The 24,228-nt window shown below is 36.9% G+C and carries 19 protein-coding genes and 2 pseudogenes; 8 read left to right on the plus strand and 13 right to left on the minus strand.

From position 1 onward, the window contains the following. Positions 1-1,121 precede the first annotated feature (1,121 nt). From ACFIMM_RS02940 to rpmH, 5 genes and pseudogenes are all read right to left on the minus strand, one after another. Positions 1,122-1,814 carry a glutathione S-transferase family protein gene (locus ACFIMM_RS02940; RefSeq protein ID WP_375612254.1) on the minus strand — a complete coding sequence of 231 codons (693 nt, stop codon included), beginning with the start codon at positions 1,812-1,814 and terminating at the stop codon, positions 1,122-1,124. Between the two features lie 139 nt (positions 1,815-1,953). Then, positions 1,954-2,596: pseudogene (gene yihA / locus ACFIMM_RS02945) on the minus strand (ribosome biogenesis GTP-binding protein YihA/YsxC). Next, positions 2,593-4,431, minus strand: a complete 1,839-nt coding sequence (gene yidC / locus ACFIMM_RS02950; RefSeq protein WP_375613495.1) for a membrane protein insertase YidC — start codon at positions 4,429-4,431, stop codon at positions 2,593-2,595. Before yidC ends, yihA begins: the two are co-directional and overlap by 4 nt. Then, positions 4,421-4,813 (minus strand): ribonuclease P protein component, encoded by a 393-nt coding sequence (gene rnpA, locus ACFIMM_RS02955; RefSeq protein ID WP_375612257.1) that lies wholly within the window; start codon positions 4,811-4,813, stop codon positions 4,421-4,423. Before rnpA ends, yidC begins: the two co-directional genes overlap by 11 nt. A 117-nt stretch (positions 4,814-4,930) precedes the next feature. Next, positions 4,931-5,065, minus strand: a complete 135-nt coding sequence (rpmH, locus tag ACFIMM_RS02960) for a 50S ribosomal protein L34 (RefSeq protein WP_375612258.1) — start codon at positions 5,063-5,065, stop codon at positions 4,931-4,933. Between the two features lie 584 nt (positions 5,066-5,649). Here rpmH and ACFIMM_RS02965 point away from each other — a divergent pair. Continuing rightward, positions 5,650-6,711 (plus strand): Mrp/NBP35 family ATP-binding protein, encoded by a 1,062-nt coding sequence (locus ACFIMM_RS02965; protein WP_375613496.1) that lies wholly within the window; start codon positions 5,650-5,652, stop codon positions 6,709-6,711. 372 nt (positions 6,712-7,083) lie between these two features. On the opposite strand, the gene ACFIMM_RS02970 is transcribed toward ACFIMM_RS02965, so the two are convergent. The 4 genes and pseudogenes from ACFIMM_RS02970 to rsmI all read right to left on the minus strand — a co-directional run bounded on the left by ACFIMM_RS02970 (position 7,084) and on the right by rsmI (position 9,543). Further along, complete coding sequence (locus ACFIMM_RS02970; RefSeq protein WP_375613497.1) at positions 7,084-7,875, minus strand: pyrroline-5-carboxylate reductase; 792 nt, start codon at positions 7,873-7,875, stop codon at positions 7,084-7,086. 56 nt (positions 7,876-7,931) lie between these two features. After that, on the minus strand, positions 7,932-8,177 hold the full coding sequence (locus ACFIMM_RS02975) for a hypothetical protein (protein WP_375612261.1): 246 nt from the start codon (positions 8,175-8,177) through the stop codon (positions 7,932-7,934). A gap of 106 nt (positions 8,178-8,283) precedes the next feature. Beyond that, on the minus strand, positions 8,284-8,652 hold the full coding sequence (locus tag ACFIMM_RS02980) for a YraN family protein (RefSeq protein ID WP_375638555.1): 369 nt from the start codon (positions 8,650-8,652) through the stop codon (positions 8,284-8,286). A gap of 4 nt (positions 8,653-8,656) precedes the next feature. Further along, positions 8,657-9,543 (minus strand): annotated as a pseudogene (gene rsmI / locus ACFIMM_RS02985) (16S rRNA (cytidine(1402)-2'-O)-methyltransferase). Between the two features lie 1,312 nt (positions 9,544-10,855). Here rsmI and ACFIMM_RS02990 point away from each other — a divergent pair. Further along, entirely contained in the window at positions 10,856-11,014 is a 159-nt protein-coding gene (locus ACFIMM_RS02990; RefSeq protein ID WP_375638534.1) for a hypothetical protein, read from the plus strand. A gap of 580 nt (positions 11,015-11,594) precedes the next feature. Here the strand turns inward: ACFIMM_RS02990 and ACFIMM_RS02995 are convergent. From ACFIMM_RS02995 to ACFIMM_RS03005, 3 genes are read right to left on the minus strand one after another with little or no spacing between them, the layout of a single operon-like run. Continuing rightward, a complete protein-coding gene (locus ACFIMM_RS02995; RefSeq protein ID WP_375682486.1) occupies positions 11,595-13,259 on the minus strand; it encodes a 4Fe-4S dicluster domain-containing protein in 1,665 nt (554 codons plus the stop codon). Between the two features lie 3 nt (positions 13,260-13,262). Beyond that, positions 13,263-14,183 (minus strand): electron transfer flavoprotein subunit alpha/FixB family protein, encoded by a 921-nt coding sequence (locus ACFIMM_RS03000; RefSeq protein ID WP_375608509.1) that lies wholly within the window; start codon positions 14,181-14,183, stop codon positions 13,263-13,265. A gap of 51 nt (positions 14,184-14,234) precedes the next feature. Next, positions 14,235-14,981: an electron transfer flavoprotein subunit beta/FixA family protein gene (locus ACFIMM_RS03005; RefSeq protein WP_375682485.1), complete on the minus strand. Its 747-nt coding sequence runs from the start codon at positions 14,979-14,981 to the stop codon at positions 14,235-14,237. A 513-nt stretch (positions 14,982-15,494) separates the two neighbouring features. Between ACFIMM_RS03005 and ACFIMM_RS03010 the strand changes: the two genes are divergently transcribed. The 3 genes from ACFIMM_RS03010 to ACFIMM_RS03020 all read left to right on the plus strand — a co-directional run bounded on the left by ACFIMM_RS03010 (position 15,495) and on the right by ACFIMM_RS03020 (position 18,224). Then, a complete protein-coding gene (locus tag ACFIMM_RS03010) occupies positions 15,495-16,313 on the plus strand; it encodes a hypothetical protein (protein WP_375681473.1) in 819 nt (272 codons plus the stop codon). A gap of 178 nt (positions 16,314-16,491) precedes the next feature. Then, complete coding sequence (locus tag ACFIMM_RS03015; RefSeq protein ID WP_375613503.1) at positions 16,492-17,412, plus strand: sulfite exporter TauE/SafE family protein; 921 nt, start codon at positions 16,492-16,494, stop codon at positions 17,410-17,412. Between the two features lie 2 nt (positions 17,413-17,414). Then, positions 17,415-18,224: a TIGR02186 family protein gene (locus tag ACFIMM_RS03020; protein ID WP_273790722.1), complete on the plus strand. Its 810-nt coding sequence runs from the start codon at positions 17,415-17,417 to the stop codon at positions 18,222-18,224. A gap of 22 nt (positions 18,225-18,246) precedes the next feature. Here ACFIMM_RS03020 and ACFIMM_RS03025 read toward each other — a convergent pair whose 3' ends face one another. Continuing rightward, positions 18,247-18,528: a DUF6460 domain-containing protein gene (locus ACFIMM_RS03025; protein ID WP_375692604.1), complete on the minus strand. Its 282-nt coding sequence runs from the start codon at positions 18,526-18,528 to the stop codon at positions 18,247-18,249. 1,090 nt (positions 18,529-19,618) lie between these two features. Between ACFIMM_RS03025 and ACFIMM_RS03030 the strand changes: the two genes are divergently transcribed. The 3 genes from ACFIMM_RS03030 to ACFIMM_RS03040 all read left to right on the plus strand — a co-directional run bounded on the left by ACFIMM_RS03030 (position 19,619) and on the right by ACFIMM_RS03040 (position 23,793). Further along, the gene (locus ACFIMM_RS03030) at positions 19,619-21,244 is read left to right on the plus strand and encodes an ABC transporter substrate-binding protein (RefSeq protein WP_375682484.1); all 1,626 of its coding nucleotides are present in this window, start codon (positions 19,619-19,621) and stop codon (positions 21,242-21,244) included. A 372-nt stretch (positions 21,245-21,616) separates the two neighbouring features. Then, entirely contained in the window at positions 21,617-21,805 is a 189-nt protein-coding gene (locus ACFIMM_RS03035) for a hypothetical protein (protein WP_375613875.1), read from the plus strand. Positions 21,806-22,161: 356 nt separating this feature from the next. Beyond that, positions 22,162-23,793: an ABC transporter substrate-binding protein gene (locus tag ACFIMM_RS03040; RefSeq protein WP_375692605.1), complete on the plus strand. Its 1,632-nt coding sequence runs from the start codon at positions 22,162-22,164 to the stop codon at positions 23,791-23,793. Positions 23,794-24,228: the final 435 nt, after the last annotated feature.

Here is a 24,228-nt window from a genome sequence, read left to right on the forward strand (position 1 = left end):
AAGATGAGAGAATCTTACGTTATTCAGGGTTCTCATTCAATATGAATAACGCTAGATTATGATTATAAATCAATATCTTGTATCGTTAGAGTGTGTAATGAATATTCCTAAGTAAGGTTTGCTTATGACACCTAAAGGAGATTGTGTATTACTTTACGCTTTTGTTTCTTTCGTTCTTTAAGGGGAGAGCGTTCTTCATGCAAAACAAGATCTCCCAAACAAAATACACCTATGTTGTCAATTCATGCGCTTTTCTTAAAGAAATATTTATCAATTCTTCTAAACTTATTTTATGATAGTGCTCGTGAGTGGTATCACGAGAGAGTATCCATGAATAATATAACATCTATTCTGCACCACTATCTTTATGCTTCATAAATAGAGAAAATTAGCATTATCACGTTTTGTTAGCCTTTAATGTTTTAATAATTCTTGGCACTTAGGCATTTTCATTCTTTTCTTTAATATTCTTTCATTTACCAATTCTATTTGTGACGCATAAGAAAGCGATTTTGATTGTTTTAAATGTGATGAAGGTAATGAGAAAAAGGTATTTGGAATTGATGATTAAAGTAAAAAAACGATTATTTATCATTGTATATAAATATGTTATCCATAAATACAATCACGTAAAAAGGGGGTAAAACAAGGGGCTAACAAGAAGTTGGATTGTTTACACACGAGAGTTGGTCGGATTCTTCATCTTTTAGGAAAGTCAGTTAAAAAAATTGTTATGTTGTAAAAACGCATGATGAGGATTTTTTTATTATAGAGCAAATAGTATATATGTTATGCAATGCGTTTTTTCATATATTGGGGAGACTTGAGGATAACATGCGTTAAGTATTGTTATTTTATTTGCCTAGCTTCTAATGATGCTACAGCTCTTGTATTTAAAGAGAGTCGTTAAAATGCTTTCTTAAATATTTTTTATCCCTGTGCTAATCTTTTTTTGTGACACGATAAGAAAGTATTTTTTTTGATTCAATTATAATGGGTCTTATTCCCTGTTGAATACGATTATAAATCATTATATCGTTTATACGCATGCATAAAAATTCATAAACCTATAAATATCCTTTAGATAAAATATCACTTTTATTTTTGTTTGTGAGAGAAGGCTAGAAATCAAGATCTGCATAGTGAGCACTTGCAACAATTCCGCGGACGCGATCTGTTAAAAGAGAACGAAAAGAAGGGCGTGATTTAATTCTCATATACCAGTCTTTGGCAGCAGGAGATTGTTCCCAGTCAATTTCCCCTAGAAAGTCAAGTACAGAAATAGAAGCTGCTGCTGCTAGATCTGCATAGGATAAGGCAGAACCGACTAAGCTATCGCGAGAGGCACAGAGCCAATTGAGATAGTTCATATGTGGTAAAATATTGGCACGTGCATTGCGTAAAATTTGTGAATTAGGAGCACCACCGCCGATGGCAAGTGGCATTTCACGTTTATGGATTCGTTCTCGTACGATATGGCGCGTTGCTTCATTTTCGAATTTATTTAAGAACCAGTCATTGAGACGGCGTACTTCCGCACGATCTAAAGGATTTTCTGGAAAGAGCTTATTTTCTTGTCGTAAACTTCCATGTGTTTCGTCTAAATATTCGCAGATAACAAGAGGACCTGATAATGGAACCTCGTGTTCATCGAGAAAAACAGGAACATGACCAGCGGGATTGAGGGCTAGAAATTCGTGTCTTCTTGCCCATTCATATTCTTCAATCAGTTGAGTGGTTACACCATATTCCCCAAGAATGAGGCGTATGAAGCGCGAGGCAGAGGATAGGGGAGAGTGAAAAAGTGTCAGCATAATTTACACTATCAAATAGAGTTGAAGAGAATTCTTTCAAGTAATCATTTTTATAAAGATGCTTGACTAGAAGTACAAGATCATTAGTAGCTGCTAGTAATTATAATTAATAAATTGTTAATGACTAGGAATTGTTCTCTTATGCGATGGTTTGCAAAATGGCAGCACGTAATTCTTCTAAACCGATAGCTTTTTCTGAAGAGGTTACAAGAAGCTCAGGATAAGCTGCTGGGCGTTTAAGAAGCTTTGTTTGTGTGCTCATAATTAATTTTTCCAAGGCATTTGATTTGATTTTATCGCTTTTTGTCAAAACAATGTGATAAGAAACAGCTGCTTTATCAAGGAGAGCAAGAACATCTTCATCATTATTTTTGATTCCGTGCCGTGAATCAATTAAGATATATACACGTTTTAACGTTGTGCGCCCCCGTAAATAGCTAAAAATCAAATTTGTCCACGCATCAACAAGATTTTTAGGAGCAGCAGCAAAACCATAACCAGGCATATCTACTAATGCTAGAGGGGGAAGGTCTCCTAGTTGCCCACTGAATCCATCGGGGATAAAATAATTAAGCTCTTGAGTCCGTCCTGGTGTATTTGAGGTACGTGCTAAGCTTTTTTTGGACGAGTGCGTTGATTAAAGATGATTTTCCAACATTGGAACGTCCTGCAAATGCAATTTCTGGTGGTCCTTCGGGGGGGAGAAAGCGTATTGCTGGTACACCACGAATAAAAATCCAATTGCGAGAAAAAATTCCAGAAAGGGAAGAATCTCTTGTCATTCATGCACTTCTTTTTTGGGTGATCTTCTCCAGATGGCTTTCAGATTATCAAAAAGCTCAATTTTAACTCCTTGGCGCTTCATCATGATACCTTGCTGAATGATTGATAATATATTGTTCCATGCCCAATAGATGACGAGACCAACAGGGAAAGAGGCGAGCATAAAAGTAAAGACAACAGGCATCCATGTGAATATCATCGCTTGGGTTTGGTCTTGAGGAGCGGGATTCATACGCATTTGTAAAAACATCGTTATTCCCATAATCAAAGGCCATGCACCAATCATAAGAAATGTTGGCGTTGTATATGGCAAGAGACCAAACAAGTTAAAAAGAGAAGTTGGATCGGGTGCCGCTAAATCTTTAATCCAGCCAAAGAAAGGGGCATGGCGCATTTCAATGGTGATATAGAGAACTTTATAAAGAGCAAAGAATATTGGGAATTGAACCAACATCGGCCAACAGCCTGCAAGGGGATTTATTTTTTCGGTTTTATATAGTTCTATTATTGCCTTTTGTTGTTTGGTTTGGTCATCGGGATACTTTTCTTTTATTTCTAGCAACCGCGGTTGTAAAAGCTTCATACGTGCCATAGATTTATAAGATTTATTGGCTAGAGGGAAAAGAAGAGTTTTTAAGAGCACTGTGACAAGAAGGATGGCGATACCAAAATTCCCTGTTTGTTTATAAAGAATATCAATGAGGGAAAACATTGGTTTGGTGATGAAATCAAACCAGCCCCAATCAATTAAAAGAGCAAACTTTTTGATTTTTAGGTCATTTTGATAACTATTAATAATTTCAACTTGTTTTGCACCAGCAAAAAGACGATTTGTAACAGTTTTTGTTTCATTTGGGGCAATCGTTAAAAGCGACCCTAGCAAGTCAGACTGATAATGTGTTTGCAAACGATCAAAATAAATAAAACGGCTTGTATATTCTTTATTTTGCGGGGGAATAACTGCTACAGCCCAATATTTATCGGTAATACCAATCCAACCTCCTGTTACTTTGGAAAAAGTCACGCTCTTTTGCCCATTATCAGGATTTGGGTCAAGCTCTGCTAAGGTTTTATATTTTTCAGTTTTGAGCGAATCTCCAGCAATACCTATCATACCTTCATGAAGTAAATAGGTTGCATTTGTATGTTCTGGTGGTGCAGCACGTGCAACGCGGGCATAGGACGAGAGATGTATTGGTTGATCACTTTCATTGCTGATAGAATCCTCAATGGTAAACATGAAATGATCATCAACAGAAAGGGTCCGTCGGAAGATTTGTCCCTGTCCATTATTATAAATTAAAGTGATAGGTGTTGAAGGAGTCAGGATTGTATTGTTTCCCTCTACTTGCCATTTTGTATCCGATTGTGGCAAGGCTTTTGCTGGCAAAGACGCACTTGCAAAACCAAATTCAGCAAGGTAGGTCGTTTTGAAACCTTTAGGGTTTAGCAAATCGATTTCCGGTGATTTTTTATCGACTGTTAAACGATATTTTTTGAGGTGAAGATCATCAAATTGTGCACCAACAAGATTAATAGAGCCTTCCAGTTCATTGGTTTGGATCGCAATACGCTCTGTTTTGGCCAATACAGCTTTCCGGATTTCAGGTGTCATGGGCTGTTCGATGATAGATGTAGCTTGATACGTTGAGGTATCGTCAGAAAAATCTGTCGTGGTAGTAGAAAGGGCTGATTGTTGTTTTGACAATTGCTGTGCGATGACTTGTTGTTTTTGTAACTTTGCTTGTTTGGGAGCAACATGAAGAAATTGCCATGCGATGAGCACCACGAAAGATAAGCCAATAGCGATAAAGAAATTGCGATTATATTCCATCCGTACACCCTTGTTGTTGTTGCTGATGTTTTATTTTTGGTTTTATTCGCCGATTTAATTCACTAATCAAGGATGTAAAAGGTGCATGTAACACATCACGGTACGCTACAATGACATAGTCTGTTCCTGCTTCCATGTGGTTTGTTACACCAACTCTCACGGCCTCACGCAAGCGCCTTTTAATACGATTACGTTTCACAGCATTACCGTTTTTACGGGTAACAGTGAAGCCTACACGTGCAAAAAGAGAATCTTTTCTTTCTGTTGTTTGTTCACGAGATTTAACTTCGAGCAAAAATAAAGGACCACGTCGTTTTTCTCCTGTACGGACAGCCAAAAAGTCTGCTCTTTTGCGAATACGGCAGGGATGTTTTTTCTTCATAAAAGAATATTTCGCAATTTCATTAAATGCCTGCAAGCAGACATTGTAGGTTCATAATAAAAGTTTCACAACGAAGAAACGATGAGCAATCCTCAACGGTTGTGAAAATTTAAATGGTTAAGCAGAAAGCCGCTTACGTCCACGAGCACGTCTTGCAGCAATAATTTTACGTCCTCCAGCTGTGGCCATGCGTGCACGAAACCCATGGCGGCGTTTACGGACAAGTTTAGAGGGTTGGTAAGTACGTTTCATTTATTTAAATACCGCGGAGTGCGGCCCTTCTTAATCTTCGTTTTATAAGTAGTTATGCGCGAGATAAACAATTTTATCCTATCATACGGCTGTTAACCCATAAGGAAAAATATAAAAAAAGTCAATCTTAGATTGTTTTTCTCTCTCTTGAAAGAATACAAAACACCTTATAACTATCTGTAACGCTTTTTTACAATACTGTAGGAGTGTTAGAAAATAACGATTGAAGCTACAGAACATAAATAGCTAGGGCCTTAAAGAATTAAAGAAGGTGTGACTGATTACTGTATGCTCAATTTAAAATATCCTTTAAGATTAAGAGTTTTTTTCAGTTTTTGTTTTTACAAAATTTTTATCAGAATATTCATTAAAGTGGTTGTAGCACAAACGTGATTGATAGGATTTTATAGCAGATTTTATGTTTGAGCTTCTTTATTTTAAGGATGGTTTCATATTTTTAAAGAGATAAGAGATGTATACTTTATAATGCTGAGTAAAGTAGAAAATTATCAGGTGATGAACCTTGTAAGTATTTTTCGTTCTTATGCTTATATTTGCTGGTATTTTTATAGAGAGGAAAGAACATGGATCTTATCACAAGTGAGGCTGTCCGCAACGTATTACGTACAATCAAAGGACCAGATCTTGAAAGCGATATTGTGTCGTTGGGTCTTCTTTCAGAAATATTGATTGCTGATGGTAAGGTTTTCTTTTCCATTACAGTTCCTGATGGAGGTGTGCAAAAATGGGAATCATTGCGTCGTTCTGCTGAAAAGGTGGTATGTGCTTTGGAGGGAGTGAAATCTGCTGTTGTTACACTTACAGCAGAAAAAATAACAAAGACAGCACCTAGTCGAAGAGCAAATCTCTTACCGATCAAAATGCCCATAGAAGGTGTGCGGCATGTGATTGCTGTTGCTTCTGGAAAAGGAGGGGTCGGAAAATCTACGATGGCAATAAATATCGCCTTAGCTTTACAAGATTCTGGTTTCAAGACGGGGGTGATGGATGCTGATATTTATGGTCCTTCGTTGCCACGTTTGACAGGACTTGTTAATCAAAAACCACAGCTTATTGGAGAAAAAAAGATTCAACCTCTTGAAAAATTTGGACTTAAATTGATGTCGATGGGATTTTTGGTTGAGGAAGAAAAGCCGGTAGTATGGCGTGGTCCTATGGTTATGGCAGCTGTAACGCAATTGTTACGAGATGTTGTATGGGGGCCTCTGGACGTTTTAGTCGTTGATATGCCGCCCGGTACAGGGGATGCACAATTAACGCTTGCCCAACAGGTACAATTAACAGGTGCGTTGGTTGTCTCTACGCCCCAAGATCTTGCTTTAGTGGATGCACGTAAAGCAATAGAAATGTTCATGAAAGTTAATGTTCCTATTTTAGGACTCATTGAGAATATGAGTTATTTTATCGCTCCTGATACGGGAAAACGCTATGATATTTTTGGCTATGGTGGTGCACGGGCAGAAGCGGAACGTCGAGAAGTCCCTTTCTTAGCGGAAATACCGCTTGATGCAGCTTTACGATTTTCTTCAGATGAAGGAATCCCTATTTTTGTTGCTAAGCCTAGTGAAGAGCATGCTAAACTATATCGTAAAATTGTTGATCAAATAAAAAATCAACTCTTTTGAATGGGGGGGATGTTATAAGAGAGTTTATTAAAACACAATCATGAAAGACATAAAAATAGTCGCTTCTTTGTAAGAGGAAGTTTTAATGTGTGAATGGAGTATATAGGTTAAATAAACAAAAAATTATTCATGCGTTTGGATAACCTGAAGGGGAACAAAATTGAAGAGCTAGAGCTGTGAGGTAGAAAAAATATTGGACTTGAGGCAAAAAGAAGAAGACCGAAAATAAAAATAATTTAGAAAAATTGTAAAAGGTTGTAAAAAATATTTTAATAATCAATTTTTTCATAAAAAAGCATTTTTTGATGTGAGTTTTCTTGATATACATCTTCAACATTTAGTTTTTTCTTATTGAGATGATAAAAATATTGGTCAAGTCTTTTTAGAAGCATTCATTTTTTGCAAAGTAGCTTCAAGAGCCATTGTTAAAGCATTCTTTCCCCCTTGTTGAGAAAAGTAATTTGACAAAAATTCATTTGTTCCACCCTTTGTTGAAAACTCTTTTTCAAGCAGTGCAAAATCGAGAGATACAGAACGATCCGTTGCTATAGTTTTACGCATTTCATCTGTAAGATTTCCAAACATCATGGTAAGGAATTCTGCTGATTGTTGTTTTTTTAACCCTTGTGTTATAAACCATTGATGGGCAGTTTTTATAAAATTAAAATATACTCCCATAAGTGAACCAGCTGTCATAAAAAGATTAAACTGCTCTTCCTTATCCAGCACCAATGTGCCCCCCAATGCATCAAATAAAGTGCGCAAAAAGGGATGATTGGGATAGATTGGTGTCAAATTTTTGCATTCTGCAACAAAAGGTAATGGAACAGCACGATAAACTTTATGATTAATCCACTCTTCTATTTCTGCTGCTTTTGCCATAGCAAGTACGGAAATAACCAGCTGTTCTGGACGAAAACAAAGAGAGCGCAAAACGTCTTCTGCAATTTGATTGGGCAAGCAAAGAAAAACACAATCACTAACATCGAGCAACGCTTGGTTATTTTCAGCAATCATAACTTTATCATAAGTGCGTGAAAGGCGCTTTGCTGTTTGTGCATTGCGAGGCGAAACAATAATGGAAGAAACATCAAAGTTGCTTGTCATTAAGCCATTCACCATTGAAGCACTGATTGTACCCGTTCCCAAAAAGCCAAGTCTCATTATCTATTTCTCAGTTTCATATTTTAAAAGGAATTTCAATCAACATCTCAGGTGTTTTAACTAACATAAACGCTAATTGAAGAAGCAACACATAACATAGCAAGAATAATCAAAACCAAATAGATTTTGGGCTTGTCAAAGAGAACGGCAAAAGCAGAAAACCAACCAACAACAGCTGCGGCTAATGCAAATAAAAAACCTGGTTTATTCATAAGCACAATATGCATTGCCATTAAACCACCAATAATTAGCGCTCCAAAAATGATGAGCAAACCTGTTGCAAACTTTTCATAATCATCCATATTTCGCTCCTTATAGCGCTCAATTATTACACACTTTTTAACGCATATGCACATAAAAACGAAATGTTTTTTATTGAATATGGTTAAAACGGGGGGGGGGGGCCGTTTATTGATCAGATGTAAAAAATGCAGGGATATGCTGTGGCCAACGCCAAGGTAAAATTGCAATTAAATCAAAGCGTACAGACAAAAGGGCATAATCTTTTTGCCGTGCGAGCCAAATATCGGCAGCTGCCTCAATTCGCTTTTCATTCATTCGGGAAACCGCTTCCATTGCTTCAGCCAACGTTGAACGTGCTTTAACTTCAACGATTAACACAAGATTTCCGCGTCGTGCAATTAAATCAATTTCTCCACATTTTGTTTTAAAACGCCTTTCGGCAATGTGAAACCCTTTGCAACGTAGCCACAAAGCTGCCAATTTTTCTGCACGAATCCCTCGATAAAAAGACTTTTGTCTGCGTTTTTTTTGTATTATTTTACGCATTTTTTAAAAAGATTAATCGCTGAAAAAGTTCCTGCTTTTTAAAACCGGTTTTTTTGCAACAAAAGCTGCCGCTTGAGCAGCAGAATGTGTCCGTGCGCGTTCTAATAGCATTTCATCAATTTCTTGATCACTTATCACATTTAAAGAAGAAGATGATTCTCCAACAAGGACAACAATTTCCCCACGAATATGTGCTTGTTTTCTGTAATTTTCTAACAAATTTCCCAAATTGGAAACATCTACTGTTTCAAACTTTTTTGTTAATTCACGACAAATGGCAGCAGGTCGATCAGCCGAAAAAAGAGTGACCATATCCTGTAAAGTTTCAACAAGACGATGCGGTGATTCATAAAAAATCAAAGTTGCTGGAATCTCTTTTAATTGTTCCAACCGTTTTCGGCGCTGTAGCTTTCGTGCACTCAAAAAACCTGCAAAAAAGAAGCTATCAGTAGGAAGCCCTGTCGGTATAAGAGCGGCTAAAAGAGCGGATGCTCCAGGAATAGGAATAATTTTATGACCAGCTTTACGGGCCTCTTCCACCAATCGAAATCCAGGATCAGAAATAAGTGGTGTTCCGGCATCTGAAACAAGTGCTACTGTTTTGTTTTCTGCTAAAGCCGCTAAGAGCTTCGGACCCGCTTTTTGCGCATTATATTCATGATAGAGAAAAGGTTTTTTTTGAATACCGTAACGTTCCAACAAAACACGTGTTACTCGCGTATCCTCACACGCTAAAATATCAATTCCTGCAAGTACTTGCAAAGCACGAAGCGTAATATCTGCAAGATTTCCGATAGGTGTTGCCACAAGATAAAGCCCTGATTCTATAACGGGTGCAGAATAAGCATGCGCACCTATAAAATATGCTTTTTCACACATGCTCTTTTCTTTTCATTAAATTCTCCTCACCACAAGATTTTTATCCATACTCATAAGCCATTTTAGCTCATTTTTTACCAGCACATTTTTTATCATTACAAAGGCTTACCTTATTCGAATAATCGATTACACTACAATAAGATAATTTCATATTTAATATCTTAATTTAACATTATTATCTATTTTGATCCGCGTTATTTTTTCCAGTAAAACAAATTCCAAATGTAACCAATATTCTATCTACCCCATGATTTTCTATAAAGTTTTTCCTTCGAGAACCAAAAAACAATTTTACCCAATGTTATAATCTCATGCTTGTTTGTGCTCTTTTAAAAGCTAAGCTTTTTAGATTATTTCCATAACGCCGATTTTTCAAATATTCTATTGATATCCAAACTGTTTTTCTGAGCAAATGTAAACAGCCCCTTTTGAAACACATACAGTTAACTGGTAGCTGACTTGATCAAATATAAGCTCTTATCAGCAAAATACTTTATTTTTTCATATTCTCTACAGCTTTAACAGTATACAGTATAATGAGTACCTTAGAAAAGTTTAAGGCTAAATTTTATCTTAAACATTTGATTTATAATAGAAAATTTATTATTTTGCCTATTAATTAGGAGCTTTAAATATCGTAACATTATCTCAGCTCTTCTTATAGTCAATTAATCAAAATCATTTTTGTGCATCTTGAAACCTCCTTAAAACAAAGATTATCGCCTCATTGGAGATCGCAGAGAAAATAATGCTGTTAGCTTGTACTTTTTATTTCATAAATATGGAACTGTTCGTTCACAGGATTGCGTTATACCTTTTTCGGATAGTGTCGCAAAATTATTGTTTGATATGAGAGCTATCTCTTAAAAACAAGCCCATGACTGAACAACACAAGTCTGCTTTAATTTTGGATACCTTATTTTTTCTGAAGGATATGCTCCCATAAAAAAACGTAAGTAATAAAAGCGGGGACAATACGTTATCTCTTCTTTTTAGAGGATATTGTGATGCTTTTGAAAGTTTTAAAACCGAATGGACAGATGATAGTAAAGAGGAAAACAGTTTTTTCCTTTCAGATTTGATGTTCTTGCTAAATGAAGCTGTATTTTCGTTTCAGAGATTACTCAAATAGAATATGCAATATTTTTGCTCTAGCTACAAAAGCTGGAACGGCGTGCAGAGCTTTCATTCACCTTAATCTTTCTTTTAAATATACCACTTGTGTTCAATTTGGATGTTGATTTACAAGCAATAGCGAAAGCACAAGCTTTATAAAAAAAAACAACTCTATAAAACGCGTCATAGAGTGGTCATGAAAGCTATTTTGTTTTTTATCAGGTGTTTTGCTAATAGCGATAGTCTCCATGGCTTGGCATCTGCTTATTCTTACGGTATTTGTACACATTCATTGCAGTATATTGGTAAGGTTAGATGCAAGGCGATTATCCTTGATGCAAAAATAAAAGGTTAATGTGAGATTAAAGATTTTTTCGTGTCATTATCAGTAGAAACATTATAAAGGGCTTGAACAAGCATGCTCTTTATCTCTTTATCTCACAATGTTTTTTCTACATTCATTCGTGGTTTTTCTTGAGTGAGCATTACTTGGCAAGTGTAGGAGAAAAAATAAACTTGAATTGTACCTCCGTAGGTTTTGCTCTTGGCTAGTTAAAACGACTGATGTTTCTTATGAGAGGGCTAAAAGCATTTTGGATCATATGGGAGAGGGGGTAAAGTAGAACGGGCTTATTTTCCTTCAGGTTTTCGAGAACCGCGGCTGTTCCTTTATCGCAGAATTGTCAAGAATATATTTATTATTGTTTTGTCATTTAAATAAAAAAATTTTGATAAAAATATGTTATGTTTTTCTATTGAAAAAATTCATGCGGTGAAGAGAGTATTTTATATGAGAATAGAGTTCTTTTTACATTGTGAAAGAACGTATGCAGGAAGGTGATTGATAGATTTCTGATCTGAGGGAAATATTTTTATCCATTGCGTTTTGTATATTTCAATTTTAGGAAAATGAACAATGATTATACATTGGGGAATTACATATTGGGATAGAAGGGGCCCTCATTGCCTTGCGGACAGATCCAAGTGATATTTTGGTTTGGATCTTTGATATCGCATGTTTTACAATGTATGCAATTTGAAGCGTTTATCATATAAGTCAGATGATCATTATCCTCTAGCCACTCGTAGACAGCGGCGGGACAATAGCGTGTAGAGGGTCCTCCATAGATTGCATATTCAGAGTCCTTTTGCTTTTTTAATGAGGCTATTTTTAAATGACAAGGTTGATTTTCTTCATGATGCGTATTGGAAAGGGCAACACTTGAAAGGCGATCAAAGGTTACAACGCCATCTGGTTTTGGGTAAGAAATGGGTTGAAATTTTTCTGCTGGTTCAAGGCATGCATAATCTTCCTTTCCGTGGGAGAGTGTTTTAAATAAGGAAAATCCGAACAGTTGTTGCCACCACATATCAAAACCAGCAAGTTTAATTCCATATTTTGTCCCATATTTTGCCCAGAGCGGTTTGGCATTTCGCACTTTATAAAGATCTTTGCCAATGAGCCCTTTTCGCCACTGTTCTTCGATTTCTTTAACCTCATCATGGGCACGCCCTTGTGCAAGAGCGGTAGCCATTTTATCGGCAGCTAATATGCCAGATAAGATGGCATTGTGTGATCCTTTGATACGAGGAACATTGACAAATCCAGCAGAGCAGCCAATAAGCGCCCCACCAGGAAAGGTGAGTTTTGGTACAGATTGCCAACCTCCTTCGCTGATAACACGTGCACCATAGGAAAGACGTTTTGCGCCTTTAAAGATTTTATAGAGTTTTGGATGTGTTTTAAAACGTTGAAATTCTTCAAAGGGAGAAAGATAAGGATTTTTGTAATCTAAGTGCACAACAAAACCGACAGAAATGATATTGTTTTCTTGGTGATAAATAAAGCCACCGCCACCGGTATTATTGTCTAGGGGCCAACCAGTGAAATGTTGTACTAAACCGCGTTGGTGTTTGTTGGGGGCAATTTCCCAGAGCTCCTTGAGACCAAGACCAAATTTTTGTGGTTCTCGATTTTTGCTAAGATTAAAATGTTGTATCAGTTGTTTTGCAATTGAGCCGCGTGCTCCTTCCGCAATCAGAGTATATTTTGCTAATAAAGCCATCCCAGGCATATAATTTTTTCCAGGGGTTCCATCTTTGTTAAGCCCCATATCACCGGTGAGAACACCAATGATAGCTCCGTTATCTTTTTGGATGATGGGTTCTGTTGCTGCAAAACCAGGATAGATTTCAACACCCAACGCTTCAGCTTTTTTGCTTAACCAGCGGCAAACGTTTCCAAGCGAAACGATATAACATCCGTTATTTGATAAGATTTTGGGATGCAGAATATTGGGAAATATTGTAGCTTTTTGAGGCTTTAGAAAAAAAAACTGGTCACGGGCAACAGGGGTTGTGAAGGGATGATCATTGTCATTTCGCCATTCTGGTAAGAGTGTATCGATACCAATGGGGTCAATAACTGCGCCAGAGAGAATATGGGCACCAACTTCGGTCCCTTTTTCAACAATTGTGACAGAAAGCTCAGGATTAATTTGTTTCAAACGAATTGCGGCAGAAAGCCCTGCAGGTCCTGCTCCGACAATGACTATGTCAAACTCCATACTTTCACGTTGGTCATGTAGAGGTGTTTTCATGGCTTATAAAGCTTTCTCCAATTCTGGAATAATTTGGTGGAGATCACCTACAAGGGTGTAATCGGCAATTTGCATGATGGGAGCTTCTTCATCGTTATTAATGGCAACAATAATTTGTGCATCCATTATACCGGCTAAATGCTGGATTGCACCGGAAATGCCAACGGCGATATAGAGTTCAGGGGCAACGACCTTTCCTGTTTGTCCAATTTGCCAATCATTGGGAGCATAGCCTGCGTCCACTGCTGCGCGGCTGGCACCTAAAGCAGCATTTAATTTGTTTGCAAGAGGAAGAAGCAGGGCCATAAATTTCTCTTGAGAACCAAGACCACGCCCGCCTGATATAATAACACGGGCTGAGGTGAGATCAGGACGATCACTTTTGTTTGTCTCTGCTTTTACGAAAGAAGAAAGATTTGGATTGGGAGCTGGTGTTATTGTTTTAATGGGAGCAGAATTATTTTGGGAAGGCGTTGGGGTGAAAGAAGCGGTGCGAACTGTTATAATTTTTTTATAATCATTGGTGCGTACAGTTTCAAATGCATTGCCTGCATAAATTGGTCGTTTGAAGGTATCGGGTGAAAGAATGGCGGTAATATCTGAAATTTGCATAAGATCAAGAAGAGCTGCTACGCGCGGCATCACATTTTTCCCAGTACTGTTGGATGCTGCCATGATCACATCATAATCATTTGCTAACGTGAGAATTGTATCTGCCATAGGCTCGGCAAGTTGATGGGCTAAATAGTCTGCTTTTGCAATAAGAACTTGCCGCACACCATCAAGTTTAGCACTGTTTTCCGCTATCGTTTGAATTTTTTCTCCGCAAACCAGAATATCGATATCATTACTGAGTACGCGTGCAGCGGTGAGTACTTTTGCTGTTTCTTCTGTATTATGATCGGCCAGTAAAAGAATTGCCATAAGTTTTTACCCTTTTATGTAAGTGTTGCTTTTACTCTAGTGGAGAGAATATTAAATGCAGTTCTTTTGTTTTAGCGCACTGACAAGCTCTCCTACATTTGCCACTTTAATACCGGATTGACGGGGTTTGGGTTCTTCAACGCTTAAAATTGTTAAGCGTGCTTTCGTATCGATGCCAAGATCAGTCAGCGCTTTTTGTTCAATGGTTTTCTTTTTTGCTTTCATAATATTAGGGAGAGAGGTGTAGCGCGGTTCATTGAGCCGTAGATCGGCGGTCATAACCATGGGAAGGGGAAGAGAAAGGGTTTGTGTTCCATTATCAACTTCACGAATAACTGTAGCATGCCCATTTTCTATGTTAAAATGTGAGGCAAAAGTTGCCTGTCCCCACCCAAGAAGAGCGGCGAGCATTTGTCCTGTTTGGTTGCTATCGTCATCAATTGCTTGTTTTCCTAAAAAGACCATGTCGGGTTTTTCTTCATCAACAATGGTTTTGAGAATCTTAGCAATTGCTAAGGGTTCAAGTGTTTGATCCGTTGTGACAAGAAGTGCGCGATCAGCTCCCATTGCAAGTCCTGTTCGTAGAGTTTCTTGAGCTGCTTCTGGGCCAATTGAAACAAGAAGAACTTCTGAAATTTTACCGGATTCTTTTTGGCGAATGGCCTCCTCCACGGCTATCTCATCAAAAGGATTCATAGACATTTTTACGTGAGACAGATCAACGCCTGTACTATCCGGTTTGACGCGTATCTTGATGTTATAATCAACAACACGTTTGACAGCGACAATTATCTTCATAATGATCCTCTTTGTTTGTATGTTACAAGTTTATAGCAATACTCATAAGAAACCAAATTGTTTAGAATGAAGTCTCAATTTATAACTTGTATTCTCTTTCGTATAAGCTTTTTTATGTTTACTTGTACTTTCTCGTCGTCATTTTCAATCTTCATATTTTTGCATTGCCATAATTGCCTTATTTGCTTGAATAAAAAGTAAAAAAATCAAACTGTCTTGTGAGAATATTCTTTTTTAGTTTCTTATGCTTTGTTTATGATGGTGCAATAGGTCCTTTATGCAATGAAAAATTAAGTGAAAAAGATAAAAATGGGGGAATGATTTTGCTCTTCAAATCTTGAAGATAGAAAAATTAAAGATCTTTCTTTCAAATATTTTAGATAAAGATTAGGGAAAATATTTCTAACAAAAAAGTTTTTGGAAGTTCTTAAAGCTCTATTTACTAAAATAGAGCACACTTTCTCATCATTTGTTGCGATTCTTTTCAAAAAGGTTAATGAGGGGTAGGCGTTTGTGAATACGAAGGGTCATACGATCGACCAGGCGACCAAACAGGTTAGGAACGATAAAGTCTCTTCTTTTATTGAACAGAAAGAGAGAATGGATACTTCTGTAGAAGTAACGATGTCGGATATTGCTCAAAAATTACGCACCGTTTATGCGCAAATGCAAATGAAGCATTCGCCTCGTTCTTTAATGCAGCAGAATTCGGTAGAAGAGCATTTTAAATCTTACTTAGATGATATTAGTCGGGCCATTTTGGCTGAACATTATATACGTCGTCAAAGAGAAAAAAAGCTTTTCCAGTCTTTAGAGCAGATTAAAACAATTGTTCAAAGTTTGCAGAGTGAAAAAAAAAGCTTAGAAGAAGCAGCGGTAACACGACGGGTGTCTCGTTCAAAATCACCTGATTCTGTTGTACAAAAACTTGCTCACATGGAATGTGAGGGAAATCAAGAACGCTTATTACTTCAAAAGGTGCAAAATTTTTCGAAAGAAAACAGCATAATTTCACTCCAAACAAATGTTGAAAATACGGTGCAGCAAGAAGATAGAAGCCCTTTGCCCAGTGATGCTCTGAAATCTTCTTTTAAAAAGGTTGAGGGGGTAGTGGAGCATGCTGTGATAGAAGAAAAAGGTATGATGGGTGCTCAGGCATCTAATCATTGTATTGAGAATGATTTTTCTTCTTTAAGGACGCAGTCTCGGGAACATGTGTCGTTTTTATCTTATTTGCTAAAAAAAGGTGTTCTTTGTTTTTTAACCGTTGCATTTGTGGTAGCGATAACGTTATGTTTTTATAGCTTTTTAAAAGGAGCTCGTTTTTTTTAATTTTTATGATGTTGATGTTAATAGATGTGAAATGTATTGCGCATTCGTATTTGTGCGGAAGCTATAGCAACTAAAATTATCCTTTTAAACACGCAACAGAGATTATTGGAAAAGAGGATAATTGGAGAAGGATTCTCTAATTGTAAAAAAACCTCAAATTATCTTGAAGGTTCTGTAAGTGAGTATTTATTTACCAATTGCTGAAATGTCACTCAATATGCTGATCTTGATTGGTATGGGAGTCGTTGCTGGTTTTTTTTCAGGACTTTTTGGAATAGGGGGCGGTTTTCTTATCACTCCTTTATTGATTTTTTATAATATCCCTCCTGCTATTGCTGTTGGAACAGGTGCTAACCAGATGATTGCTTCATCTGTAACAGGAGCAATTACACATTTTAGAAGACGTACGCTCGATATTAAACTTGGTATTCTTTTGGCGATTGGAGGAGGGATTGGTTCTTTAATCGGGATTCAGGTTTTCTCTGTTTTGAAAAAGTTAGGTCAATTAGATTTAATGATTTCGCTTCTTTATGTGATTCTTCTTGGAAGTGTAGGAAGCTTGATGATCGTTGAAAGTTGGTATGATATGATGCGCAAGCGTAAGGCAGGAAAAGCCAATATTCGTCTTGCTGGTCGACATAACTGGATTCATCGCTTACCCTTAAAAATGCGTTTTCGGACATCTATGATATATGTTAGCATTATTCCAGTTTTAGGGATTGGTCTCATCGTGGGGTTGTTGTCTTCTATTATGGGAATTGGTGGGGGGTTCTTTATGATCCCAGCATTGATTTATCTTCTGCGTGTTCCAACCAGTGTGGTGATTGGGACTTCACTTTTTCAGATTACATTTGTGTCTTCTTTCACGACAGTTTTGCAAAGTATGACTAATCAGTCCGTTGATATTGTCTTGGCTTTTTTGTTAATGCTTGGAGGAAGTATTGGTGCGCAATATGGAACACGGGTTGGACGGAAGTTAAAGGCTGAACAATTGCGTATGGCACTTGCATTTTTAGTGTTGATTGTGTGTATGCGTCTTGCTTTTCAATTATTTATACGCCCTGATAATCTTTTCTCTCTGGATATTCTTATGAGATAAAAATGGGTAGATTATTTTCTTTATACATCATTACAGGTTGCTTTTGTTTTATTTCTTTTTCTACATGGTCACATGTTGGGACGCCAGCTACATTCATTGATCAAGTTGACCACGAAACTGTCCAAATTATTGTAACAACGAATACGATTACTGTGGATGCAAATTTTGCTGGTCGTGATCTTTATATTGCTGGTGTTTTAGAAAATATTGATCCGTTATATTCTCGACAGAACCGTTATGATATTGTTGTAAGCTTGGAGGGACAAGATCGGACAATGGTGATGCGAGAAAAAAAACGCAATGCCGGTGTATGGGTCAATACAGATTCTCTTATTTTTAAAAAGGTTCCTCTTTTTTACTCTATGGTCACAACACGTGAAATTGACGATATTACGAGCATTGAAGATTATAAACGCTTAGGGTTAGGATTACTCTATTTGCCATTGCAGACGGATGAACAAGATCAGAAAAAAATACAAATCTTTCGCGATGAACTTATAAAATTGCAAAAAGCTAAAAGCCTTTATTATGAGGAAGTGGGTGGGGTTCGTTTTGGTTCTGACACACTTTTCACAGCGCATTTTCGTTTGCCAGCAAATATCCCAGTTGGACATTATAAAGTTCGTGCTTATCTTTTTCGTGATGGACAGTTTATTGATAGTGCAACAACGACTCTTGAAATTGTTAAAGCACATATCACCTATACAATTTTTTATGCAGCGCACAAGTATCGTTTTTTATACGGTATTGTTGCAGTGATTATTGCTATTACTACAGGATTTTTATGTCGTTTGATTTTTCGAAAAGATTAACGCAAGGAAAATGTTAAGGCTTTTATTTTTTATGAAAAATTCGTAAGATAAGAAAAATAGGCACAACAACAATAGCTCCTGTCATAGTTATATGGAAGAAATTTGTAAGCGTTATAAATCCTGCTTCCCATAGTGATTGAAAAAAATCTACTATTTTTTGTATGAGGTTTCGAGGTGTCCATCCCAAAAAATTCATTACGATGCCAATGAAGAATGAAAGAATAAGCAATTTTAGACTAACGCGGCTTAATTTTTCTCCAAGAAACGCATGAAAAGAATTTAATAATTTTTGTTTTCGCTTCATTCTAAGATACTTTCGAAGATCGTGTTTTTTATTGTATTATCATGGTACAGCGATGTTATTATCATAAAGGAAAAACATTTTTTTATTTTTTCTTACTTTTTGAGTTTATCACCTTAGTCTGGTTAACGGTGCTGGTTTTTGAAATATACACATGTTTTATTGCATTTTTTGCGATATTTTCATGGCGCTTCTTTTATTAAATGAAGGGATATCCTTTCGTCTCGAGAATTTGTAGAGAAATTTTATAACGTTTCAGCATTTCTGATCAGAGTGAGAGTTCTAGTATATTGAAGATTTTGTAACGAACTTATTATTGTCGTGTATAGAAATAATATTTCAAGACAGTTTACTTAAAAAAAGACTATCTATTCTAATAAGGGTATGCTTATATAGGTATTATATTTAGATATTTCAACCTTAGTGCATTGAAAAGATCTTTTTTTCTGAAAAAATGTAAGCAATGAATTGAGTGTTGTTAAAGGAGCAAAGATATTAAAAATACGATGTGGAAAAAAGTTTTGTTATGTGTGGGTGCGTAAAGGAATATCAGGGGGAGCCTATGCTCCTTTTATTTAGAAATAAAATATAATTTAAAAGCTGTTATTTGGCAGAGGATTATGGAAAAATTCAAAATTCCTCTTGTAGGGGGAGGAGATCATGTCGGTTGATGGGTGAATTTTCCTGTTTTGTTAAAATGTCAAATTGTTAGTAGAGCTCTTTGTTATTAAGGCGCTTAAGCTAACAAAGAAGAGTCTTTTGATGGCATAAAAAGGCGAGAGGAAAGAAGAGACAAGCTTACCCGACAAAAGAGAGAAAATAGTGGTTTTATAGTCTTCAATCGTAGGCGTTATGACATCATGAATAGGCTCTGTTATGGGGAGCATTCATTGTATGTCAGAGTGTTTGTTGTTGCATGTTTTGGTTTGTCTTGGCTTATAGCCATGGGTAGAAGTCCGTGGTTGGTAAGTGGTGTTGTTTGAAGGTTTTAATAATACTTTGTTTGAGGCGCTTATGGATCATCTAACCTTATTATTAAGCATGTGCTTGTTGTGTGGGAAATTTATATAGTAAACTTTAAAAGGAAAAGTCTATGAACTTGAAGAAAAAAATATTACAAAATAGCAGCTCTCTTGTTTCTGCTTTTATAGCTTTGGCGATGGTTGCACAACAAGTTTCAGCAAAAACACCCGCTGATACCCTTGTGATGGCTTGGAATCTTGATGCAATTAGTACATTTGATCCGGCACAACTTAATGATGTTTATGGAAGTGAAATTGTTCGCAATGTTTGTGATAATTTGGTCAGTACTGCGACAGATGATCCTGCTAAAATGGTTCCCGCTTTAGCAACACATTGGGATGTTTCAGGTGATGATCACAGTACGGTGATTACTTTTCATTTACGTGATGGTTTGAAGTTTAATGATGGTCGATCAGCCAATGCCAATGATCTTCTTTGGAGTATGAAGCGGATTGTCAAATTGAAGATGGGTAATGCGGCAATTTTTAATGAATATGGAATTGCAGAGCAAAATGTTGATGATGCTTTGCAAGCCCCAGATAAGAAAACAGTGGTGATGAAATTTGATAAGCCTTATCCAGCAGAGCTCATTCTTAATAATATTGTTGCAAGTCCGGCAACAGCTTTGCTTGATCGTCAGACAATTATGAAGCATGAAAAAGATGGCGATTTTGGAAATCAGTATTTGAAAAGTCATGCTGCTTGTGTTGGTCCTTATCAGTTAAAAAGTTGGCGCTCTGGAGAAGCTCTTTTGTTGCGTGCAAGCTCTCACTATTGGGGACAAGCGCCTAAACTGAAGCAGATTTTAATTCGCCATGTTGCAGAGCCCGGAACACAACGTTTGTTGTTGCAAAAGCACGATATTGATGTTGCTCGTGATTTGACACCTGAAGATCTTGCAGATCTGCAAAAAACAACAGATGTTAAAATCGAAGAAGTGTTAGAACCATCTATGATGTACTGGGGATTTAACATGACAAATCCTATTTTTGCTAAGGAAAAAGTGCGTTTGGCGATGCGTTATCTCATAGATTATGAAGGTCTTGGCAAGAAGCTTCTCAAAGGTGTTGGTGTTCCACGGGCCAGTTTTATTCCTCTTGGCAACTTTGGGGCTTTAGATGAAAAAGAAGGGCAACCCTTTAAACTTGATATTGCAAAAGCCAAGCAGCTTTTAGCAGAAGCTGGTTATCCGAATGGGTTTGAGGCAAATTTTCTCGTATCAAATGCTCCTTATAGGGTGTTGCTTGCTCAGTCACTCCAAGATAGTGCCGCAAAGGCCGGGGTACGTCTTAAAATTGAACGGATGGCCGGTACACAGTTGTTTTCTAAACTTTATGCACGGGCTTTTGATACGATTTTTGTCGGATGGAATAATGATTCTGCGGATCCTCATACTATGGCTTCACGTCTTGTTTATAATCCAGATAATCGGCTTGAGGCAAAAAATACCGCCTATCCTAGTTGGCAATATGGGTATTTGGATGAAACGATGAATCAAAAGGTTCAGGATGCATTGTTTCAAAAAGATCCGCAAAAACGGGCACAACTCTATGCTGATTTACAACGTGAATTGATGCAAAAAGGACCTTATGCGTTTATCTTTCAGAAATATACTGTTATCGCGATGACGCCTGATATCAAAAAGTGGGTTTGGAATAGTGCGCCACATATTTTTTATAGTAAAATTGAAAAATAAGAGTGTCTTCAATGCTGTTCAATAGATAAAGGGCATCGTCATGATATATTCGGCGTATTGTATAAATTTTAAGCTTTGCAATGCGCCGAAGATCATAGGTAATGTGTGATATATTGTTGAATGTCTTTTCAAGACATTCGTTTAAAGATATTTTTCATTCTCATTAGAGGTGTATTTAAGTGGATGTTAAGATCGATATTTCAATTTTTCTGAATTAGAAAGTGGTCAATTTATTTGTTAAAAAACTGAGTATAACATAAAGAAACGAAGTGTAACAAATATCGCCGAATTTAGTGGTGCTAAAGGTGCAAAGGTTTTGCGATGTTGAAGGAAAGTTTTGTTATGGGGGTACACAAGGGATATCAGTTTTTTATGGTGTTTATATTTTCTTTTGCTTTGAAAGATGATGAGATGTCATTTGGAGGGTGTTATTTTACGGGGAGTGATGAAAAAATTAAATTTTCTTTTGAAGAAGGAATAAAAGTCGTTGCATTTGGCAAACTAACGAATTTTTCTGTTTTATCAAATCGTCAAATTGTTATGAAGGCTCGTTGTTATTAAGGTACTTGAGCTAAAAGGGGTAGTGCTTTGATGGTATAGAAAACGCCGGAAGAAATACGAGACAAGCTTGCTTAACAAGATAGAAAAAATACAGGTTTTATAGTCTTCAATAGTAGGCGTTATGATATCGTGATTAAGCTCTGTTGTTGGTGAGCATTCATTGTATATTAGAGTGTTTTCCTTTGTATGTTTTAGTTTGGCTTATAAGTGTAGACAAGAGGAGTCATTGGCAAGAGGTGCTTGTTCTTGAAGATTTTAAAGTTTGGTCTTTAGGAGCCTATCGTTCGTCTAAACTTAAATTAAGCACGTTTTGCTGCATGGAGAATTTATACAATAAACGTTAAAAGGAAAATTCTATGAACGTGAAAAGAAAAATATTGAAAAAGGGCAGTTCTTTTGTTTCTGCTGTTCTTGCAATGGGGATGTTTGTGCAACAAGTTTCAGCTAAAACACCCGCCGATACGCTTGTGATGGCTTGGAATCTCGATCCAATAAATACATTTGACCCTGCACAACTCAATGACCGTTATGGAATTGAAGTGGTTAACAATATTTGTGATAATTTAGTCGTTTCTGCTACAGATGATGCGGCTAAAATGGTTCCCTCGTTAGCGAAGAGCTGGGATGTTTCAAGTGATGATCAGAGTACGGTGATTACTTTTCACTTGCGTGATGGTTTAAAGTTTTATGATGGTCGTCCTGCGAATGCCAATGATCTTGTTTGGGGTATGAAGCGGGTTGTCAAATTGAAATTGTCTAATGCAGCAACATTTAATGAATATGGGATTACAGAACAAAACGTTGATGAGGCTTTTCAAGCACCGGATGACAAAACGGTGGTGATGAAATTTGATAAACCTTATCCAGCAGAGCTCATTCTTAGCAATATTTCCACTAATCGCACTGCTGCCTTGCTGGATCGTGAGACACTCATGAAAAACGAACAAGATGGTGATATGGGAAACCGATATTTGGCCAGTCATTCTGCTTGTGTTGGTCCTTATCAGCTAGAGAGTTGGCGCCCTGGAGAAGGAATTTTGTTGCGTGCAAGCTCCAATTATTGGGGGGAGGTTCCTAAATTGAAGAAGATTTTAATGCGCCATGTCGCGGAGCCTGGAACGCAACGTTTATTATTGGAAGAACACGATATCGATGTTGCACGTAATCTGATGCCAGAGGATTTGGCAGATCTCCAAGCAACAACGGATATTAAAGTTGAAAAAGTTTTGGCGCCCTCCATGATCATATGGGGATTTAATGCGACAAATCCAATTTTTGCCAATGAAAAAGTGCGTTTGGCGATGCGCTATCTTATTGACTATGAAGGACTCGGTAAGACTCTTCTCAAAGATGTTGGTATTCCACGTGCAAGTTTTATTCCTCTTGGTAACCTTGGAGCTTTGGATGAAAAAGAGGGACAACCCTTTAAACTTGATCTCCAAAAAGCAAAGCAACTTTTAACAGAGGCAGGTTATCCGGATGGTTTTGAGGCCAGTATTTTTGCCGGTGCCTCTCCTTATCCTTTTGCTTTGCCTATTGCTCAGTCTCTCCAAGACAATGCAAAAAAAGTTGGAGTACGTTTTAAAATTGAACGTTTTGTAGGTACGCAGTTGTTTTCAAAATTTTATGCGCGTGGTTTTGATACGATTTTTTTCGGATGGAATAATGGCTCTGGGGACCCCCATACAATGGCTTCACGTCTTATTTATAATCCAGATAATCGGCTTGAGGCTAAAAATACAGGCTATGCGAGTTGGTGCCATGGGTATTTGGATGAAACTATGAATCAAAAGGTTCAAGATGCATTGTTTCAAAAAGATCCCAAAAAACGGGCGCAAATGTATGCTGATTTACAACGTGATTTTATGCAGAAAGGGCCTTATGCTTTTATCTATCAGACATATGTTTCTGTAGCGATGACACCTGATGTCAAAAAATGGGTTTGGAATAGTGCACCACGTATTTTTTATAGTGCAATTGAAAAATAAAAAGGTATCAGGTTTATAAAATATAAAAAAACATGGTCATGATATATTTGATGTATTGCAAAGCTCTTTAATACTTTGCAATACGTTGAATTCTATCGGGAATGGATTACCATGTTGTGTAGAGAATTTTGTTTCAAAACATTCTATTGGGAAGAGAGGTTATTTATTTCGATAAATTCTATGTATATAGATATTAATATTTGATATTTCAATTTATATGTATAAAAAGTAATAAATTTGTTTGTTGCAAAAGACAGGTGTAACGAATAAAGCAAAATTTAGTGTTTCTGAAAAAATGGGGACTTTATAAAATGTTTTGGTGAGAAAAACTGTTGTATGCGGGTACGTGGGGAAACATCAAGCTACTCTTCTCATACCTCAGGTTACATTCCTTATGACTTAAAATATGATAATCTATAGGTTCGAAGCTGTTAT

The organism is Bartonella sp. AP258QHHD, from assembly GCF_042196145.1.
Lineage (GTDB): Bacteria > Pseudomonadota > Alphaproteobacteria > Rhizobiales > Rhizobiaceae > Bartonella.

Coding starts and splice junctions, on each gene's coding strand:
- ACFIMM_RS02975 (WP_375612261.1), bottom strand. CDS start 8,177: ATGGATGATTATGAAAAGTTTGCAACAGGTTTGCTCATCATTTTTGGA.
- ACFIMM_RS03035 (WP_375613875.1), top strand. CDS start 21,617: ATGGTGTTTATATTTTCTTTTGCTTTGAAAGATGATGAGATGTCATTT.
- ACFIMM_RS02965 (WP_375613496.1), top strand. CDS start 5,650: ATGGATCTTATCACAAGTGAGGCTGTCCGCAACGTATTACGTACAATC.
- ACFIMM_RS02990 (WP_375638534.1), top strand. CDS start 10,856: ATGAAAGCTATTTTGTTTTTTATCAGGTGTTTTGCTAATAGCGATAGT.
- yidC (WP_375613495.1), bottom strand. CDS start 4,431: ATGGAATATAATCGCAATTTCTTTATCGCTATTGGCTTATCTTTCGTG.
- ACFIMM_RS03020 (WP_273790722.1), top strand. CDS start 17,415: ATGGGTAGATTATTTTCTTTATACATCATTACAGGTTGCTTTTGTTTT.
- rnpA (WP_375612257.1), bottom strand. CDS start 4,813: ATGAAGAAAAAACATCCCTGCCGTATTCGCAAAAGAGCAGACTTTTTG.
- ACFIMM_RS03005 (WP_375682485.1), bottom strand. CDS start 14,981: ATGAAGATAATTGTCGCTGTCAAACGTGTTGTTGATTATAACATCAAG.
- ACFIMM_RS02970 (WP_375613497.1), bottom strand. CDS start 7,875: ATGAGACTTGGCTTTTTGGGAACGGGTACAATCAGTGCTTCAATGGTG.
- ACFIMM_RS03000 (WP_375608509.1), bottom strand. CDS start 14,183: ATGGCAATTCTTTTACTGGCCGATCATAATACAGAAGAAACAGCAAAA.
- ACFIMM_RS03040 (WP_375692605.1), top strand. CDS start 22,162: ATGAACGTGAAAAGAAAAATATTGAAAAAGGGCAGTTCTTTTGTTTCT.
- ACFIMM_RS03030 (WP_375682484.1), top strand. CDS start 19,619: ATGAACTTGAAGAAAAAAATATTACAAAATAGCAGCTCTCTTGTTTCT.
- ACFIMM_RS02995 (WP_375682486.1), bottom strand. CDS start 13,259: ATGAAAACACCTCTACATGACCAACGTGAAAGTATGGAGTTTGACATA.
- rpmH (WP_375612258.1), bottom strand. CDS start 5,065: ATGAAACGTACTTACCAACCCTCTAAACTTGTCCGTAAACGCCGCCAT.
- ACFIMM_RS03025 (WP_375692604.1), bottom strand. CDS start 18,528: ATGAAGCGAAAACAAAAATTATTAAATTCTTTTCATGCGTTTCTTGGA.
- ACFIMM_RS02940 (WP_375612254.1), bottom strand. CDS start 1,814: ATGCTGACACTTTTTCACTCTCCCCTATCCTCTGCCTCGCGCTTCATA.